Genomic DNA, 17,353 nt, shown 5'->3' with positions numbered 1-17,353 from the left:
GTTGTGGTGCTGGCTCATCGGAAAGAACTCATCGAGTGCTCATGAGCTGCCTGCTCCAGTTTCTGGTCGGTCGATCACGGTGGGTAGCGAGTCGAGGTAGTCCCTCACCGGTGTGCTGGCCAGTCCCTCTCGGGCCCTGAGGGCCCGGGAGAATGCCCGCCTGCGCACCGCGAGCTCGCAGCACTCGGTCGTGGGGTGCAGATGCGCTCCGCGGCCGGGTGCGGTGCCGGTCGGATCGGGTACGGCGGCCGGTTGCCCGGCCTGGTCCGTGCCGATGACGATGCGCACCAACTCGCTCTTCGTGGTCCGCCCCCGACATCCGATGCAGGTTCGCACAGGGGTGTTGCGGGTGCCGACCACTGCGACAACTCTACCGGGTCGCCCCGGCTACGACGAACCGGCCGCTTTCGCGGCCGGCCCGCCTGCCTGCGTGCCTGCCGCACAATGGTGCGCATGACCCGCCCGACCGTCGTCGTCCGTCCCGTCGTCGATGACGACCGCCCGGCGTGGGAGCGGCTGTTCGCCGGCTACCGCACCTTCTACGAGATGCCCGAGGACCCCGCCACGCTCGCGACGGTCTGGGAGTGGCTGCGCGATCCGGGCCACCCGGTCGGTGGGCTCGTCGCCGAGGTCGACGGTGAGATCGTCGGCCTGGCGCACCACCGGCGGTACGCCCGGCCGTCCGAGGGCGGCTACGGCACCTGGCTAGACGACCTCTTCACGCTCCCTCAGGCCCGAGGCCGTGGCGTGGCGAGGGCCCTCATCGAGGCCGTGACCGAGCTGGCGTCGGCCCGCGGCGACCAGCTCGTGCGCTGGATCACCGACGACGACAACAGCACCGCGCGACGTCTGTACGACGACCTCGCCGTCGCGACGCGCTGGGTCACGTACGACCGCGCGATCGGCTGAGGGGGCCGTGCCGCGATACCCGGGTAGCCGGGTATCGCGACGCTTCACGGGCGTTGCAACCCCCGTGAAGCGCACGGAAGCCCCGTGAGGCTCCCCTGCGCGACCGCTCGCGGTCGGAGGCTCACTCCGGGTCGGGGGCCTCGTCGCTGCGGATGTCGATGCGCCAGCCGGTGAGCCGGGCGGCGAGGCGGGCGTTCTGGCCCTCCTTGCCGATGGCGAGTGACAGCTGGAAGTCGGGTACGACGACGCGCGCGGACCGCGCGGCCAGGTCGACGATCTCCACCTTCGTCACCCGGGCCGGCGAGAGGGCGTGCGACACGAGCTCGGCGGGATCCTCGGACCAGTCGACGATGTCGATCTTCTCGCCGTGCAGCTCGGCCATCACGTTGCGCACCCGCTGGCCCATCGGACCGATGCACGCGCCCTTGGCGTTGACGCCCTGCGCGGTGGTGTGCACGGCGATCTTGGTGCGGTGGCCGGCCTCGCGGGCGATCGCGGCGATCTCGACGGTCCCGTCGGCGATCTCGGGCACCTCCAGCGCGAAGAGCTTCTTGACCAGGTTCGGGTGGGAGCGCGACAGCGTGATCTGCGGCCCGCGCATGCCCTTGCGCACCGACACGACGATGCACTTGATCCGGGTGCCGTGCTCGTAGTTCTCCCCCGGCACGCGCTCACCCAGGGGCAGCAGCGCCTCGAGCTTGCCCAGGTCGACCATGACGTCGTCGGGGTTGCGGCCCTGCTGGATGACGCCGGAGATGATGTCGCCCTCCTTGCCGGAGAACTCACCGAACCGGATGTCGTCCTCGGCGTCGCGCAGCCGCTGCAGCATGATCTGCTTGGCCGTCGTGGCGGCGATCCGGCCGAAGCCGTCGGGGGTGTCGTCGTACTCCGCGACCTTGGCCCCCTCCTCGTCGACCTCGGTGGCGAGCACGGTGACGTGCCCGGTCTTGCGGTCGAGCTCGACTCGCGCCTGCGCCTGCGCTCCCGGCGTCTTGTGGTACGCCGTGAGCAGGGCCTGCTCGATCGCCTCCACGAGGACGTCGAAGGAGATCTCCTTCTCGCGTTCGAGCATCCTCAGGATGCTCAGGTCGATGTCCATCAGGCGTCGTCCTTCTCAGGTGTGTCTTCGGTGTCCGGCTGGGTGCGCTTGCGGTTGAACTCGACCTGCACCAGGGCCCGGTCGACGTCGGCGAGGGCGACCTCGCGCTGCTCGCCGTCGACGTCGACGGTGGCCGACGTGTCCGTGCTGGCGACGATGCGACCGGTGATCTCGCCGCCCTCCAGGAGGTTGACCTTCACGAGCCGGTCCACGTTGCGGCGCCAGTGGCGAGGAAGCGTGAGCGGCCGGTCCACGCCGCGGGACGTGACCTCGAGCGTGTAGGGAAGCTCGCCCATCACGTCCGACTCGTCGAGGAGCCGGGAGACCTCGCGCGTGGTGTCCGCGATGTCGTCGAGAGTGACCCCGCCGTCCTGGTCCACGGCGACACGCAGCACGCGGCGCTTGCCCGCCGGGGTGAGCTCCACCGCCTCCACGTCCAGACCGAGGGCAGCCAGAGGGTCCCTGAGCTCGGCCTCGATGCGTTCCCGGACGGCGTCCTGCTTCGCCTTCGCAGGGTGGGACGCCCCGCCCACGGGCTTGTCGATCGAGCTCACGGTTTCGACCTCCTTGTGCTGTTGTGTCCGTCCACGATAGCGGCAACCGGCGGCGCCGCCGACGCCGGCGATAGGGTCGGCTGCGTGCTTCGCGCCCCGCTCCCCACCGACACCACCCGCCACCGGGTGACCCGGCGCGCACTCGTCGTCAGCCTCTCCGGATCCGCGCTGGGTCTGGCCGCGTGCGACCTCGATCCCCGCTCGGACGACGATGCCGCCGCGGGCCGGCCACCCGACGACCCGGACCTAAAGGCTCTCGCGGACACGCAGGCCGCGACCGTGGAGGTCGCCGCGCTGGTCGCCGCGACCACCGTCGCCCATCCTGCGCTGGCCGGGCGGCTCGCGGGTCTCGTCGACCTGCACGCTGCGCACCAGTCGGCGCTCGCGGGGGCGGCCGCCGAGCGGGCCGAGACCCCCTCCGCGACGGCCACGCCCGCAGGGTCGCCCTCGGTGGCCGCCGACGAGCCGCAGGCCCTGGCCGCCGTGCGCGCTGCGGAGAGCAAGCTGGCCACGCAGCTGGTCGGCCGGGCGCAGCGCGCAGAGAGCGGCCCCTTCGCGCGGATGCTCGCGGTGATGTCGGCTGCGCTCCAGCAGGGCCTGCTGGCGCTCGACCGGGCCGGCGCGGCCGGATGACGCTCCTCGACGCGCTCCAGACGACCCTGACGGCCGAGCACGCGACGGTCTACCTGTACGGCGTCCTGGGTGCGCAGACCTCCCAGTCCCGAGAACCTGCCCTCTACGACGCCCTCCTCCAGGGCTACCGCCGCCACCGGAGCCGCCGAGACCAGCTGACCGGCTACGTCACAGAGGCGGGAGGCGAGCCCGTGGCAGCCGCGCCGGCCTACGAGCTGCCGTCGCCACTGGCCGATGCCGAGCAGGTACGCCGCACCGCGCTCGGCGTGGAGCAGGCGTGCGCCTCGGCGTACTCCTCGCTCGTGGCCAACTCGGTGCGCGCCCATCGCCGCTGGGCGATCACCGCCCTCACCGACGCGGCGGTCCGGCAGCTGGCGTTCGGCGGCGTCCCGCAGCCGTTTCCCGGAGCAGTCGACCTCGCCCCGGACGGCAGCTGACCCGCCCGAGGCTCTCGAACGGGTCAGCCGGACGGGTCAGCCGGACGGGTCTGTCAGGCGCGGTAGGCCGTGAACATCGACGACATCCGCGAGCTCTGACCGGCAGTGAACTCGGTGTAGCAGGAGTCGTAGCTGTAGTCCATGTAGTTGTGGATGGGGTCGGTGCCCGGCAGCGAGCACGAGTCGCGGCCGGCCGGGCAACCGCTGGAGGCGCTCCCCTGGGCAGGCGTGTCGGCCACCGAGTCGTTCGTGGTGGTGCAGCCGCCCTGGAACGTGTGGTAGAGCCCGAGCCAGTGGCCGGCCTCGTGGGTGGCGGTCTCACCGAGGTTGAAGTTGGTGGAGGAGCCGCCGGGGAGCGAGGAGTACTGCACCCGGATGCCGTCGATCGACGGGTTCTTGGCGTAGTCCCACGGGAACGTCGCGATGCCGAGGTAGCTGAAGTCGACCAGCCAGATGTTCAGCGCGTTCGGGCCGCCCTTGCGCGTCTGAGAGCGGTACTTGGCCGACGCGCCGTCGCGGTTCCAGGTGTTGTTGTTGTAGCGGTAGGTGCCCACGAGCGAGAACGTGAAGCCGGTGTTGGCGGCGGTCGAGGACTCCTGGCCGGCGTAGGTCGCGTTGAGCACGTCGATCTGCTGGGCGATCTGCGAGTCGGTCACGTCGTCGCCGCCGGAGGCCGTCCGCATGACGTGCACGTAGACCGGGATCGAGCCGCCGAACTGCGTGGGCGCGACCGTCGCAGAGCCCGTCTTGTCCCGCAGGATCCGGGCGGTCTGCGCGTCGATGGACTTCTGCTCGCTGGCGGAGACGTCGCGGTGGTCGGCGCCGTGACCGCCTCGGGCCGAGGCCCCGAAGTCGGTGGCGCACACGTCCCGCTCCGCAAGGATCCGGGCGGAGGCGGACTCCGCGGCGCCGCCGAGGACGACGAGCGTGCCCGCGAGCGCGAGGCTGATGGCCGTGGTCCGGCACAGGGAGCGGGTGATGCGGCTGATGCGTGTGGTCACGAGCTGTCCTCTCGTCGGCGGTGCGATCCCGAGATGGCGCACCGACTGGTGGATGGGATGCACTGGCCGAAATGCAACGGTCCGCGTGCTCAGCCTCCTGGGACAGTCCCGAGATCTGCCCCAGAGCGGCGAGCACGCGGACCGTTCGGGCTGGTCAGCGTCACCCCGATGAGCGGGTCACCCCTGTCTCATGTGCGAAATCATGCAGGACGCCGGGAGCCAGGGCGAGAGTTTCGCGACTGCAGAAGATTGCAGTGCGCAAACCTGCAGAAAGACGTACCCCCGAAGCCGGGGCCGTCAGCTCCAGCTGTCGACGATCTCCGGGATGTCGGCCAGTCGGTGGGCGACCGCATCGGGCTCGCCCACGGTGTGCCCGACCTGGCTCGCCGGGATGACGCTGTGCGGGATGTGGATGGTGCGCATCCCGGCGCTCGACGCTCCGTGGATGTCGTCGAAGAGCCGGTCGCCGACGTAGACGCAGCGCGTCGGGTCGGTGGCGCCCACGGCCTCCATGGCCGCCTGGAAGGCTCGCTCGTCCGGCTTGGTCCAGGCGATCTCGCTCGTGTAGACGTCGCCGTCGACGAGCTCGAGCACCCCGTCGCGCTCGAAGAAGCCCCTGTGCCAGGCGCGCGGCCAGATGGTGTTGGAGAGCACCCCGACCGCCATGCCGCGCCCGCGCAGCTTCTGCCACAGCGGAGCGACGTCGGGGTCGGTGGCGGTGTGCGGCTCCCAGAAGTCGAAGTAGGCACTCAGCAGCTCGGGGTCGTGCTCGAGCCCGGCCTCGTCGAAGAGGTCGGCGATGGTCGAGCTGACGTGCTGGTCGCGGCTGCGGCCCCAGACGACGGCGCCGGCCCGGTGCAGCCGGGCAGCCTGCTCGGCGCGGGCGGCCTCGTCGGCCGGCGTACCCTCCACCGTCGGCACCGCCTGGGCGAGCGCCAGTGACTCGGCGTGGAAGTCGATGTCGTGCCATCGGGTGAGGGTGCCGCCCCAGTCGAAGATGACCGCGTCGATGGTGCTCACCGCTCCACGGTCTCCTGCTGCTGACGGGCGAGCAGCGAGTGGTGGCGCGAGTAGGCGAAGTAGACGATCAGGCCGAGCACGAACCAGACCGCGAAGCGCAGCCACGTCTCCCACGCCAGGAACGAGATCAGCCAGAGGCTGAACCCGATACCGACCAGCGGCACCACCGGGACCCCCGGGCAGCGGAAGGTCCGGGGCAGCTCGGGGTTCGTGTGGCGTAGGCGGATCACGGCGGCACACACGACCACGAAGGCCAGCAGAATGCCGATGTTGGTGAGCTCGGCGGCCTCGGCGATCGGCATCAGCCCGGCGATCCCCGCCGACAGGATGCCGGCGATCCAGGTGACGCGCACCGGCACGTGCCGCTTCTGGTCGGTCTTGGCGAACCACGCCGGCAGCAGGCCGTCGCGGCTCATCGAGTACCAGACCCGGGTCACGCCGAGCATGAACGTGAACATCACCGTGAGGATGCCGATGATCGCGCCGACGGCGATGATCGTGCCGACGCCGTCGAGACCGACGCTCGCGAAGGCCGTCGAGAAGCCGGCGTCGGGGTCGATCTCGCCGTAGTTCTGGATGCCGACCAGGGTCAGGCAGGCCAGCACGTAGAGCACCATCGAGATGGCCAGGCTGTAGATGATCGCCTTCGGCATGTGTCGCTGCGCGTCCTTCGACTCCTCGGCGGCGGTCGACATCGCGTCGTACCCGAAGACGGCGAAGAAGACCGTGGCGGCCCCGGTCATGGCTCCCCCGAACCCGGCCGGCGCGAAGGGCGAGTAGTTGTCGGAGGAGATGTGGAAGAAGCCGACGACGATGACCAGCAGCACCACGGCGATCTTGAGTCCCACCACGATGGTCTCGACGCGGGCGGCGTTCTTGATGCCGAGCGTCAGCAGCCACGCGATCAGCAGGCACAGGAGCATGGCGAAGAGGTCGACCCGGTGGCCGTCGCCGGTGCCCGGGGCGCCGAGCATCCACTGGGGCAGGTCCAGGCCGACCTGGTCGAGCAGGAAGGAGAAGTAGCCGGAGATGCCGATGGCCACGACCGCCACGATGGCGACGTACTCGAGCAGGAGGTCCCAGCCGATGCACCACCCGACGAGCTCGCCGAGCACGACGTAGCCGTAGGTGTAGGCCGAGCCGGCGCGCGGGATGAGCCCGGCGAACTCGGCGTAGGAGAGGGCCGCAGCGGCGCTGGCGACGCCCGCGATCAGGAAGCTGAGCACGACAGCGGGACCCACGCCCTTGCCGCCCTCGGCGCCGCTCGCGACCGCGCCGGCCAGGGAGAAGATGCCGGCACCGATGATGCCGCCGACGCCGATCGCGGTGAGCTGCCAGAGCCCCAGCGATCTCTCGAGGCCGTCGCCGGACTCGTCCTCGACCTGCTCGATCGGCTTCTTGCGCATGATCCCCAGCGCCCGAGAGTTGAGTGCCATGGGCAGCAAGCGTAGACCGCCCGGCGGGGTGGCGTCAGCCGCGGACGACCCGGACCACGTGCTCGACCGCGTCGCCGACGGCGACCTCGGTCTTCTCGCCAGTACGACGGTCCTTGACGTCGACAGTGCCGTCGGCGAGGCCACGACCCACCGTGACGATCGTCGGCACGCCGATCAGCTCGGCATCCTTGAACTTCACGCCGGGCGAGACCTTGCCGGCACGGTCGTCGTAGATCACCTCGACGCCGCGTGCCGAGAGCTCGGTGGCCAGCTTCTCCGCGGCCTCGAAGATCGCCGGGTCCTTGCCCGCCGCGACGAGGTGCACGTCGGCGGGCGCCACCTCACGCGGCCAGCAGAGGCCGATGTCGTCGAGGGTGTTCTCGGCGATGGCGGCCACCGCCCGCGAGGGACCGATGCCGTAGGAGCCCATGGTCACGGTGACGAGCTTGCCGTTCTCGTCCAGCACGCGCAGGCCGAGGGCGTCGGCGTACTTGCGGCCGAGCTGGAAGATGTGGCCCATCTCGATGCCGCGAGCGGACTCGAGCGTGCCCTCGCCGCAGTTGGGGCAGGCGTCCCCGTCGCGCACGTCGGCGGCCTCGATGGTGCCGTCGGGGGTGAAGTCGCGGCCGGCCACGAGGTCGACGACGTGCGACCCGTCGACGTTCGCGCCGGTGACCCAGCGGGTGCCCTCCACGACGCGTGGGTCGACGAGGTAGCGGATGCCGGATGCCGACTTCTCCCCCAGCACCTCCGGGCCGATGTAGCCCTTGACGAGGTCGGGGTGGGCGGCGAGCTCCTCCTCGGTCATGGCGTCGACCTCGATGGGCTCGAGCTGCCCCTCGAGCCGCTTCTGGTCGACGTCGCGGTCCCCCGGGAGGCCGATGGCCAGCGGCTCGCGCGTGCCGTCGGGGTGCCGGAGCACGAGGAGGACGTTCTTGAGCGTGTCGCCCGCCGCCCACGGCCGGTCGTCGCGGGGGTGCTTGTCGTTGAGGAAGGCGACCAGCGACTCGATGGTCGGGGTGTCGGGGGTCTCCTCGGCGTGCGCGGCAGGGACGTCGTCGTACGGCACGGGGGCGGGCGGCCGAACCGCCACCGCCTCCACGTTGGCGGCGTAGTCGCAGTGCGTGCACCGGACGTAGGTGTCCTCGCCGACGTCGGCCTTGGCCAGGAACTCCTCCGACCTCGAGCCACCCATCGCGCCGGAGGTGGCCTTGACGATGACGTACTCGAAGCCGAGGCGGTCGAAGATCTTGATGTAGGCGTCGCGGTGCGCCTGGTAGGACGCCTCGAGACCCGCGTCGTCGATGTCGAAGGAGTAGGAGTCCTTCATCACGAACTCGCGACCGCGCAGGATGCCGGCCCGAGGCCTCGCCTCGTCGCGGTACTTGGTCTGGATCTGGTAGATCGAGAGCGGCAGGTCCTTGTAGGAGGAGTAGAGGTCCTTGACCGCGAGCGTGAACATCTCCTCGTGGGTGGGGCCGAGCAGGTAGTCAGCACCCTTGCGGTCCTTGAGCCGGAAGATGCCGTCGCCATACTCCGTCCAGCGGTTCGTCGCCTCGTAGGGCTCCTTGGGGAGCAGGGCCGGGAACAGCATCTCCTGGGCGCCGATGGCGTTCATCTCCTCGCGGATGATGTCCTCGATCCGGCGCAGCACCCGCAGGCCCAGGGGCAGCCAGGTGTAGATGCCCGGGGCGTTGCGGCGGACGTAGCCCGCCCGGACCAGCAGCCGGTGGCTCGGGACCTCCGCGTCGTTGGGGTCGTCGCGGAGGGTGCGCACGAACAGCTTGGACATCCGGAGGATCATGCGGTGAAGGGTACGGCGGAGCGTGCGGCCGTCGCGAACCAGTTGGCAACCAAGTGCCCACTGGTCGCGTCCTACAGGTGACACCGACGACACAGGGGAACCACATGAGGACCAAGCTCGCGGCCATCGCCGTCGCCGCATCCGCAGCGCTCGTCGCAGCGCCCGCCTTCGCCGGCGTACCCACCACCGACCTCGACCCGGCCACTCTCGGGCGCGGCGCCGACGTCGCGATCCCCCACCTCGAGGGCAAGACCTTCGTCGACGGCGATCTCCGGGTGCCGCTGGGCGGGAGGTACGCGTGGCTGCTCGGCGCATCGGGCGGCGGTCACCTCGTGGCCGTCAACGCCATGAGCACCGCGGTGCGGCGCATCGATGCCGCCGGCAACGTGTCGACCGTCGTGAAGACGCCCACCGCGGCGTCGGTGCACCTGTCGGAGAACGGGCGCAGGATCGTCGTCACCGGTGTCACGGGTGGCAAGGCCCAGCCGCGGACGATCTACTCGGCGACCACCGGCGAGCCGCTGCGGCGCAGGACCTTCTCCGGCTACCCCACGACCCTCGGGATGACCGGCGCGAAGGTGCTGCTGTCGGACTGGAAGCGCGGCACCTACTGGTGGGCCAGCGGAAGCGGCAGGCTCACCACCGTCTCGAAGCGCCCGGCCGGCTACGCCGATCTCGGCAACGACCTCTTCGCCAGCTACACCGCTGACCCGTATCAGGGCGGCTGCACGGTGCTGAGCCGGATCAGCCGGCCGGGCAGGACCATCTGGCGCTCGTGCAAGGAGCGGGTCGAGAGCATCTCGCCCGACGAGCGGCTCATCGCCACCGTGGACATCCTCAGCGACGGCATCGGCCCCGCGACGTCATCCTGCGCACGAGGACCGGCACCAGGCTGGCCCACTACCGGACCGGTGTCTGGTTCGGCCAGATCACATGGGAGGACGACGACACGATCCTGCTCGACGCCAACGCGAAGGTGATGTCGGCGACCGTGCGCTGCGACGTCGCGGTGTGCGAGAACGCCACCGACCCGAAGCCGACCGAGCTTCCGTAAGAGCGGGCCGGGTCAGCCACGCGGTTGCGCGGTGCCGCACGCCCGCCGGTCTCGAGCCGCGTGGCCCGAGACCGCGGGGGCGCGTGGTGCGTCTCAGATGGTCTTGATCAAGCCGCCGTCGATGGTGAAGTCGGCGCCCGTGATGTTGCCGCTGCGCTCGCTGGCCAGGAAGAGCGCCAGGTCGGCGACCTCCTCCGGGCGGGTGAAGCGACCGGTGGCGAACCCACCCAGCCCCTCGACGACGGCAGCCACGGCCTGCTCCAGTGAGACGCCCATGGCTTCTCCGATCGTCTCAGCCAGGCCCCCGCTGCCGAGCCACATGTCCGTCTCGACAGGTCCCGGGCTGATCGTGTTGACCCGCACGCCCTGCGGGGTCACCTCCTTGGACAGCGACTTGGCGTAGCTGGCCAGCCCCGCCTTCGCTACGGCGTAGTCGACGACGCTCGGGTCGGGAAGGATCGAGTTCACCGACCCGATGTTGACGATCGCGCCCTCGGTCGCGATCAGTCCGGGCAGGGCTGCCCGGGTGGTGCGGATGGCGCTCAGCAGGTTGATGTTGAGGGTGGCGACCCACTCTTCGTCGGTCACAGCGGCGATGCCGCCCAGCCGCGGCGTCACGGCGCCGACGTTGTTCACCAGGACGTCGACCGGCCCGTAGGCGGTGGCGGCCTCGACGATCTGGACCGCTCCCTCGGCGGTGGCGAGATCCACCGTGACCGGCACGACGTCGTAGTCCTTGGCGAGCTCGCCGAGCGCTTCGCCGGGCGTGCGTGCTCCGGCGACGACGCGGGCGCCCTCCTGGGCGAAGGCCCGGGCAATGGCCAGGCCGATCCCGCGACTCGCACCGGTGACCACGACGACCTTGTTCTTGAGGTTGAGCTCCATGTGACGCATTCCTATTCTTGAGTGATCATTACATAACTTGGGCGTGCGTATCAGGCTGCAGACGACGTCGGCAGCGATCAGTCCAGGACGGTCAGCGCGCTCGCTATCGCGCTCTCGACCGCGGCTCGGCCCAACCGGGCTTGCCCGACGACGCGGAGGCCCTGGATGAAGGTGAGGAAGAAGCGGGCCAGGGCGGCCGGGTCCTTGTCGACCCCGAGCTCGCCGCCCGCCTTCGCCCGCTCGAGCGCACCGGTCAACGCTGACTCGACCCGGGCGAGGGTGGCCGAGACCCGATCGATCGTGGCCGGGTGGTCATCGCGCTCGACGGTGGCGTTGACCAGGAAGCAGCCCCGCGGCTCGGCCAGGTCCATCTCCATCAGACCCACGAGGATCCCCCGCAGGCCCGCACGAATGCCGTCCGCGCAGTCCAGCGCCTCGATGAGCGCGGCCGGCTGCTCCTCGCAGTAGCGCTCGAGGGCACGTTGGTAGAGACCCTCCTTCGAGCCGAACGCCGCATAGAGGCTGCCGGCGCCGAGGCCCAGCGCACCGGCCAGGTCCGAGACCGACGTGGCATGGAACCCCTGGTCCCAGAACAGGCACTTCGCGCGCTCGACCGCCTCGTCGGCGTCGAACTCCCTGGGCCTGGCCACACGTGAACCCTACGGATTCTGGAACGAACAGTCAAGAATGCGTGCTGGACCCCCAGAAGGCCCGTCAGAACATGATGGTCGAGAAGGTCCCGGTCTCCTGGAAGCCCACCCGCTCGTAGGCGGCCCGGGCGGGCGCGTTCCACTCGTTCACGTAGAGCGAGACCGCCGGGGCGATGTCGCGGCGTACGGCGGCGGCGACGGCCGCCATCCCGCTGGTGGCCAGCCCCCGGCCCCGGTGCTCCGGCGGCACGTAGACGCCCTGCACCTGCGCGGCGTACGGCGAGACGCATGCGACCTCGGCCTTGAACAGCACCCGGCCGTCGTCGTCGTAGCGGGCGAACGACCAGCCACGCGAGATCAGCTGGAGGATCCGGGCGCGGTAGTACTGCGCGCCGCCGCCGGCCTCGGGCGAGACACCGACCTCCTCGGTGTACATCGCCACGCACGCCGGGTAGAGCGTCGGCAGGTCCTCCCGGGTGCTTCGGCGCACGCCCGGGTCGGGCTCGACCGCGGGATCCTCGACCAGCACCAGGTGGGGCTGGTGCCAGCGACAGTCCCGCGGCGGCCCCCACTCCCCCGCCAGCACGTTCCACATGACGTCGACCGCGGCGGACGGGCCGACGATGGTCGAGGAGGTCCGGCCCCGCGCCATGGCGCGCTCGGCGAAGGCCTGGGCGGCGACCTGGTCGCACTGCACGGGGACAAGGTTGGCCCCCACGTGGCACGCGGCGACCAGGTCGCCCGCGTCGAAGTAGCCCCACATCTCACCGCCGAGCCAGCGAGGGTCCAGGTTCGTGGTGCGGGCCCGGTAGTCGGCGAAGACGTTGACGACCGCGTCTCGCGCGGCAAGGGCGGAGAACGAGGCGAGGTCCGCGGCGCCGAGCACGCGAACTCCCCGGCGGGTCGTGAGCACGCCGCGAGCCTACGCGGAGCGCGGCCTCGGCGCTGCGGCCGATACGTCAGGGCCTCCAGCGGCGGGTCGCGAAGCGGTCCTCGGTCGTCTCCTTGGTCGTCGTCAGGCCGAGCGTGCGTCGGGTGACCTGGGTGCGCAACATGAACCAGTCGGCGGCGACCATGGCGTCCTCCCGGCCGACCGGCACGCGGTAGCCCGACGTGCGGATCGCCACCGTCTCGGTGGGCCTCACGTCGATGGCCCAGGTCTCTCCCGGCAGGCCCGGTCGGCTCGGTCGCCACGCGAAGCGGACAGCGCCTCGCTTGCGCTGGACGGTGACGCAGTGGCCGGCGAACCGCTTCCGGCACGGGTGTCGCATCCAGCCCGGCGCGTGCGGGACCGCCAGCACGTCGTAGGTGCCGCGGGCGCCGTAGCGCTGCTTGAGCGTCAGCCGGGCGCCCAGCGTGCCCGGGCCGAAGTCGCGACGCAGCGGCGAGGGGAACATCCGCTTGAAGTCTGCGTAGCCGCCCCGCGAGAGCAGGTACGCCGCGGCGAGGGCGCGGTCGCTCGACGGCACGATGCTCAGCGCGAACGGGTCGGGCTCACCGCCCTCCCACTCGGGCAGCGCGGCTCCGGCGTCGACGACCGCCTGCGTGGTGAGCAGCCGCAGCCGCGGGTCCTGGGCGACCGCGACGAGGAGGTCGACGGGGATCTCGAGCTGCTGCAGCCGTGGGTCCCTGCGGATCACCGGCCCGGCGGCGTAGGCGAGCACCTGCTCGTCGTCGTGGCGGAAGAGCACGTAGTAGATGCCCGGATCCTCCTCCGGCTCCTCGGTCTTCCACACCAGCGTGGTGGTCGTGCCGGGGGGCGAGGCGAGGCTCACGCAGTGGGAGTACTCCGAGCAGGCCGCGTCGTGGCGCGGTCCGACGCTGACGCGCACCAGGTCGCCGTCGGACTCGCCGTCGCCGTGGTAGCGCAGGTCGGCGCCCAGCAGGCCGTCGGGGTTGCGCTGGTGGGTGTACATCGCGGACCGGCTCGTGGTGTCAGTCGGCAGGTGCTCCAGCGCGACCGCGGCGATGGCGCGCTGGGTGATCGGCACCAGCTCCTCGCGGGCCGCATCGGCCGCCGACGACGCGGAGACGGGCGCGAGCAGGGCGAGCAGGAGCGCAGCCGTGCAGAGCCCCGGGATCCTCTTCATGCCGCGACGCTACCGCGCGGGGCGCACGCAGGTCAGGACACGGAGACGGCGGCGCCGGCGCCCTCGACCGGCTCCATGCCCTCGGCGATGCGCATCGCTTCCTCGATGAGGGTCTCCACGATCTGCGACTCCGGCACGGTCTTGATCACCTCGCCCTTGACGAAGATCTGGCCCTTGCCGTTGCCCGAGGCGACGCCGAGGTCGGCCTCTCGTGCTTCCCCGGGCCCGTTGACGACGCAGCCCATGACGGCGACGCGGAGCGGGACCTCGAGGCCCTCGAGACCCGCGGTGACCTGCTCGGCCAGCGTGTAGACGTCGACCTGGGCGCGGCCGCACGAGGGGCAGGACACGATCTCCAGCTTGCGCTCGCGCAGGTTGAGCGACTGCAGGATCTGGAGGCCGACCTTGACCTCCTCGACGGGCGGTGCCGACAACGACACCCGGATCGTGTCGCCGATGCCCTGGCTGAGCAGCGCCCCGAACGCGGTCGCCGACTTGATCGTGCCCTGGAAGGCCGGCCCGGCCTCGGTGACGCCGAGGTGCAGCGGCCAGTCGCCGGCCTGGGCGAGGAGCTCGTAGGCGCGCACCATCACGACCGGGTCGTTGTGCTTGACCGAGATCTTGAAGTCGTGGAAGTCGTGCTCCTCGAACAGCCCGGCCTCCCAGACGGCGCTCTCGACGAGCGCCTCGGGGGTCGCCTTGCCGTACTTGTCGAGGATCCGCTTGTCCAGCGAGCCGGCGTTCACGCCGATGCGGATGGAGGTGCCCCGGTCCTTGGCGGCCGCCGCGATCTGCTTGATCTGGTCGTCGAACTTGCGGATGTTGCCGGGATTGACGCGTACGGCGGCACAGCCGGCGTCGATGGCGGCGAAGACGTACTTCGGCTGGAAGTGGATGTCGGCGATCACGGGGATCTGGGAGTGCTGGGCGATCTCGGGCAGTGCGTCGGCGTCGTCCTGGCTGGGGCACGCCACCCGGACGATGTCGCAGCCGGCGGCGGTGAGCTCGGCGATCTGCTGCAGCGTCGTGTTGACGTCGCTGGTGAGCGTCGTGGTCATCGACTGGACGGAGATCTGGTGGTCGCTGCCCACGCCGACCTTGCCGACCTGGATCTGGCGGGTGGGCCGGCGCGGAGCCAGGACCGGCGGCGGCATGGGGGGCATGCCGAGCCCGATGGAAGTCATGGCGCCAGTCTATGGACCGGCCGGTCAGGCCTCACTCGGGGATGTGGAGCGGCACCACGAGGTCGCCGACGATCAGGACGACGCCCATCACCAGCAGGCTCAGGCCGACGACGTACGCCACCGGCAGCAGCCTGGCCACGTCGACGTAGCCGGGGTCGGGTCGGCCGCGGAGCCGCGCCCAGCCGCGGCGTACGGCCTCCCACAGGGCACCGGCGATGTGGCCGCCGTCGAGGGGCAGCAGCGGCAGGAAGTTGAACATGCCGATGAAGAAGTTGAAGCCGGCGATCAGCATGAGCAGGAAGACGGCCTTCTCCTTGACCGGGAAGTCGTCGTGGGAGACCGTCTCGCCGGCGAAGCGGCCGCCACCGACGATGGAGACCGGGCTGTCGAGCTCGCGCTCCTGGAGGCCGACGATGGCGCGGCCGACGCCCCAGACCTTCGCCGGCAGCTCTGCGAAGGCCTGCACCGTGTCGACGGTCATCTGGCCCATCTGGCCGAGGGTGTAGCCCAGCCCGCCGGTCACGCGGTCGACGGCGGGGGTGACGCCCAGGAAGCCGACCTGAACCAGGTCCTCCGCGCCCTCGGTGGACGGGCGGGCGGCCACCGTGGTGTTGGTGTCGACGGTCAGCTGCTCGCCGTCTCGCAGGATCGTCAGGGTGGCGGCGCCGTCGTCGTTGTCACGGATGAGCTTGGAGAGCTCCCCCCACGTCGAGACCGGCTCCCCGTTGAACGCGAGGAACTGGTCGCCCTTCCGGAGACCCGCCAGGGCCGCCGGAGTCGCGGGGTCGTCGGCGCGGCAGGCACGGGCGTCCTCGGCCGCCGGCACGACACAGGGAGCGACGTTCTCGACGGTGAGGCTCACCTTGAGGTCGCTGGGGTTGCCGTAGGTGGCGAAGACCGGGGCGAAGATCGCCAGGGCGATGGCGATGTTGACCGTCGGCCCGCCGGCCATCACGATCACCTTCTGCCACCAGGGCAGCTTGTAGAAGAGCCTGCTCTCGTCCTCGGGGCCGATGGTCTCCCACTCGGCCGCACGCGCGTCGGAGATGAGCTGGGTGAAGAGCCCGGTGTTGGACTTGCGGACCCGCACGACCCGGTTGCCGTCGGCGTCGACCTCGACCGAGTCGGCCAGCTCCACGGCGCCGGGCGGCAGCATCCCGACGATCTTGACGTAGCCACCGAGCGGGATCGCCTTGACGCCGTACTCCGTCTCGCCGACCCGCTTGCTCCACACGGTGGGGCCGAACCCGATGAAGTACTGGGTGACCTTCCCGCCGAACCTCTTGGCCGGGATCATGTGACCGAGCTCGTGCAGACCGATCGACACCAGGATCGCCAGCACGAAGGCGACGACGCCGAGTGTGTAGAAGATGGCGGTCATGTGGTGACGGTCCCCCGGGTCGGGCTGATGAGGCGGGCGGTTTCCTCGCGGGCCCAGAGGTCGGCGCCCAGGACGTCGTCCACGGTGAGCTGCTCCTCCGAGGGTACGTCGTGGGCGGTGACCACGGCGCTCACCACGTCGACGATCTCTACGAACCTCAGCCGCCCGGTCCGGAAGGCCTCCACGCAGACCTCGTTCGCCGCGTTGTAGACGGCTGGTGCGGTGGACCCGCGCTTCCCGGCCGCCCGAGCCAGTGCCACCGCCGGGAACGCCTCGTCGTCGAGCGGGAGGAACTGCCACGTCTGCGGGCTGGTCCAGTCCACCGGCGGTGCCGTGTCGGGCACCCGGTCGGGCCAGCCCAGCCCGAGGGCGATCGGGATGAGCATGGTCGGCGGGCTGGCCTGCGCCAGCGTCGAGCCGTCGACGAACTCCACCATCGAGTGCACGACGCTCGTCGGGTGCACCACCACCTCGATGCGGTCGAGGGGGATGCCGAAGAGCAGGTGCGCCTCGATGACCTCGAGACCCTTGTTGACCAGGGTGGCGGAGTTGATGGTGATGACCGGACCCATGTCCCACGTCGGGTGAGCCAGCGCCTCGTCCACCGTGACGCCGGCGAGCTGTTCGCGGCTCCGCCCGCGGAACGGGCCGCCGGAGGCGGTCAGCACGAGACGGCGTACCTCCGCCTCACTGCCGCCTCTCAGGCACTGGGCCAGGGCGGAGTGCTCGGAGTCGACGGGCACGATCTGGCCCTCGGCAGCCCGACGCAGCACCAGCGGGCCGCCCATGATCAGCGACTCCTTGTTGGCCAGGGCCAAGGTGTTGCCGGCGTCGAGGGCGGCCAGAGTGGGTCGCAGGCCCACCGCGCCGGTGATGCCGTTGAGCACGACGTCGCACGCGACCGCCGCCACTTCCGTTGAAGCAGCCTCCCCCAGCCCGTGGTGGGCGGGGGCGAACTCGGCGACCTGGGCCTCGAAGAGCGCGGGGTTGGAGCCGCCCGCGGTGAGCCCCACCACGCGGAACCGGTCGGGGTGGGCGCGGACCACGTCGAGGGCCTGGGTCCCGACTGATCCGGTGGAGCCGAGGATCACCACGTCGCGTCTGTGCATGCAGCCATCCTCCCAGCACCGGCGTTGACCAGCCGGACGCCGTATGGTCGGCTGCAGTTCTTCCGCGCGGAATCCACCTCGCACCCGCAATACACGTGGATGCCCGA

General features: G+C 70.9%; 18 protein-coding genes. 4 read left to right on the top strand and 14 right to left on the bottom strand.

The features are described 5' to 3' along the window. Window positions 1-39: 39 nt before the first annotated feature. Window positions 40-336 carry a YlxR family protein gene (locus tag ACP7BP_RS08150; RefSeq protein WP_426244778.1) on the bottom strand — a complete coding sequence of 99 codons (297 nt, stop codon included), beginning with the start codon at window positions 334-336 and terminating at the stop codon, window positions 40-42. Window positions 337-453: 117 nt separating this feature from the next. On the opposite strand from ACP7BP_RS08150, the gene ACP7BP_RS08145 reads away from it, so the two are divergent. Beyond that, window positions 454-909, top strand: a complete 456-nt coding sequence (locus tag ACP7BP_RS08145; protein WP_426244070.1) for a GNAT family N-acetyltransferase — start codon at window positions 454-456, stop codon at window positions 907-909. A gap of 121 nt (window positions 910-1,030) precedes the next feature. Here ACP7BP_RS08145 and nusA read toward each other — a convergent pair whose 3' ends face one another. Together nusA and rimP are read right to left on the bottom strand one after the other, a co-directional pair. Then, window positions 1,031-2,008, bottom strand: coding sequence for a transcription termination factor NusA (gene nusA / locus ACP7BP_RS08140; protein WP_426244069.1), 978 nt, complete (start codon window positions 2,006-2,008; stop codon window positions 1,031-1,033). Beyond that, window positions 2,008-2,553, bottom strand: coding sequence for a ribosome maturation factor RimP (gene rimP, locus ACP7BP_RS08135; RefSeq protein WP_426244777.1), 546 nt, complete (start codon window positions 2,551-2,553; stop codon window positions 2,008-2,010). Before rimP ends, nusA begins: the two co-directional genes overlap by 1 nt. 93 nt (window positions 2,554-2,646) lie before the next feature. Between rimP and ACP7BP_RS08130 the strand changes: the two genes are divergently transcribed. Together ACP7BP_RS08130 and ACP7BP_RS08125 are read left to right on the top strand one after the other, a co-directional pair. After that, complete coding sequence (locus tag ACP7BP_RS08130; protein WP_426244068.1) at window positions 2,647-3,195, top strand: hypothetical protein; 549 nt, start codon at window positions 2,647-2,649, stop codon at window positions 3,193-3,195. After that, window positions 3,192-3,632, top strand: coding sequence for a ferritin-like domain-containing protein (locus ACP7BP_RS08125; protein WP_426244067.1), 441 nt, complete (start codon window positions 3,192-3,194; stop codon window positions 3,630-3,632). Before ACP7BP_RS08130 ends, ACP7BP_RS08125 begins: the two co-directional genes overlap by 4 nt. Window positions 3,633-3,685: 53 nt before the next feature. On the opposite strand, the gene ACP7BP_RS08120 is transcribed toward ACP7BP_RS08125, so the two are convergent. From ACP7BP_RS08120 to ACP7BP_RS08105, 4 genes are all read right to left on the bottom strand, one after another. Beyond that, window positions 3,686-4,633: a zinc metalloprotease gene (locus ACP7BP_RS08120; RefSeq protein ID WP_426244066.1), complete on the bottom strand. Its 948-nt coding sequence runs from the start codon at window positions 4,631-4,633 to the stop codon at window positions 3,686-3,688. A gap of 297 nt (window positions 4,634-4,930) precedes the next feature. Next, window positions 4,931-5,653, bottom strand: a complete 723-nt coding sequence (locus ACP7BP_RS08115) for an HAD family hydrolase (RefSeq protein ID WP_426244065.1) — start codon at window positions 5,651-5,653, stop codon at window positions 4,931-4,933. After that, window positions 5,650-7,089 (bottom strand): amino acid permease, encoded by a 1,440-nt coding sequence (locus tag ACP7BP_RS08110; protein ID WP_426244064.1) that lies wholly within the window; start codon window positions 7,087-7,089, stop codon window positions 5,650-5,652. Before ACP7BP_RS08110 ends, ACP7BP_RS08115 begins: the two co-directional genes overlap by 4 nt. A 34-nt stretch (window positions 7,090-7,123) precedes the next feature. Next, entirely contained in the window at window positions 7,124-8,893 is a 1,770-nt protein-coding gene (locus ACP7BP_RS08105; RefSeq protein WP_426244063.1) for a proline--tRNA ligase, read from the bottom strand. Between the two features lie 104 nt (window positions 8,894-8,997). Between ACP7BP_RS08105 and ACP7BP_RS08100 the strand changes: the two genes are divergently transcribed. Further along, the gene (locus tag ACP7BP_RS08100) at window positions 8,998-9,873 is read left to right on the top strand and encodes a hypothetical protein (RefSeq protein ID WP_426244062.1); all 876 of its coding nucleotides are present in this window, start codon (window positions 8,998-9,000) and stop codon (window positions 9,871-9,873) included. 167 nt (window positions 9,874-10,040) lie between these two features. Here the strand turns inward: ACP7BP_RS08100 and ACP7BP_RS08095 are convergent, their stop codons facing one another. The 7 genes from ACP7BP_RS08095 to ACP7BP_RS08065 form a co-directional block, all read right to left on the bottom strand. Beyond that, the gene (locus tag ACP7BP_RS08095) at window positions 10,041-10,832 is read right to left on the bottom strand and encodes an oxidoreductase (protein ID WP_426244061.1); all 792 of its coding nucleotides are present in this window, start codon (window positions 10,830-10,832) and stop codon (window positions 10,041-10,043) included. Window positions 10,833-10,909: 77 nt separating this feature from the next. Then, window positions 10,910-11,482 carry a TetR/AcrR family transcriptional regulator gene (locus tag ACP7BP_RS08090; RefSeq protein ID WP_426244060.1) on the bottom strand — a complete coding sequence of 191 codons (573 nt, stop codon included), beginning with the start codon at window positions 11,480-11,482 and terminating at the stop codon, window positions 10,910-10,912. A gap of 64 nt (window positions 11,483-11,546) precedes the next feature. After that, window positions 11,547-12,395 carry a GNAT family N-acetyltransferase gene (locus ACP7BP_RS08085; protein ID WP_426244059.1) on the bottom strand — a complete coding sequence of 283 codons (849 nt, stop codon included), beginning with the start codon at window positions 12,393-12,395 and terminating at the stop codon, window positions 11,547-11,549. A gap of 46 nt (window positions 12,396-12,441) precedes the next feature. Continuing rightward, on the bottom strand, window positions 12,442-13,572 hold the full coding sequence (locus ACP7BP_RS08080; protein WP_426244058.1) for a hypothetical protein: 1,131 nt from the start codon (window positions 13,570-13,572) through the stop codon (window positions 12,442-12,444). Between the two features lie 32 nt (window positions 13,573-13,604). Continuing rightward, a complete protein-coding gene (gene ispG / locus ACP7BP_RS08075; protein WP_426244057.1) occupies window positions 13,605-14,756 on the bottom strand; it encodes a flavodoxin-dependent (E)-4-hydroxy-3-methylbut-2-enyl-diphosphate synthase in 1,152 nt (383 codons plus the stop codon). Window positions 14,757-14,787: 31 nt separating this feature from the next. Next, entirely contained in the window at window positions 14,788-16,137 is a 1,350-nt protein-coding gene (locus ACP7BP_RS08070; RefSeq protein WP_426244056.1) for a M50 family metallopeptidase, read from the bottom strand. Next, window positions 16,134-17,246 carry a 1-deoxy-D-xylulose-5-phosphate reductoisomerase gene (locus tag ACP7BP_RS08065; protein ID WP_426244055.1) on the bottom strand — a complete coding sequence of 371 codons (1,113 nt, stop codon included), beginning with the start codon at window positions 17,244-17,246 and terminating at the stop codon, window positions 16,134-16,136. The genes ACP7BP_RS08070 and ACP7BP_RS08065 overlap by 4 nt, the downstream gene beginning before the upstream one ends. Between the last annotated feature and the right edge of the window lie 107 nt (window positions 17,247-17,353).

Origin of the sequence: Nocardioides sp. LHG3406-4 (genome assembly GCF_049897745.1) — a bacterium.
In the GTDB taxonomy this organism is placed as follows: Bacteria; Actinomycetota; Actinomycetes; order Propionibacteriales; family Nocardioidaceae; genus Nocardioides.
Note: the sequence above shows the minus strand (reverse complement) of the source record. Positions and strands in the feature narration are given on the sequence as shown.